The organism is Mesorhizobium sp. M4B.F.Ca.ET.143.01.1.1, from assembly GCF_004792275.1.
Classification (GTDB): Bacteria; Pseudomonadota; Alphaproteobacteria; order Rhizobiales; family Rhizobiaceae; genus Mesorhizobium; species Mesorhizobium abyssinicae.
Map to the genome: position 1 here is coordinate 1 of NZ_SRSR01000311.1, position 295 is coordinate 295.

The following is a 295-nucleotide window of genomic DNA, read 5'->3' on the forward strand; positions in this document are numbered from 1 at the left end:
ATAGGACGCATCGACGTCGTACTGCACCAATGAAAAATCACCATCGCGGAACAGATAGGTGCCCGCGTCGGATGCATCGCCGACGCCTCGCCATTTGTTGAAGGTGGTGATTGTGTGGGTGTCCGGGTCATAGTCGGAATTGACGGCCCAGCCTGTCGTATCAAAGCCGACGATGCTCATGCCCAGCAATTTGCCATCGCTGTCATTTTTCTCGTAGCGGATATCCATCTTGGGTTCGGCGAACTGCAATTGCTGCACTTCCGACAGTCCGTCAGTCATGTAGTAGACCGAACTC

The 295-nt window shown here is 53.9% G+C and carries 1 pseudogene; it reads right to left on the reverse strand.

Annotated elements, in window-relative coordinates:
• Positions 1-295 (reverse strand): annotated as a pseudogene (locus EN786_RS37130) (DUF1176 domain-containing protein); the annotation flags it as partial.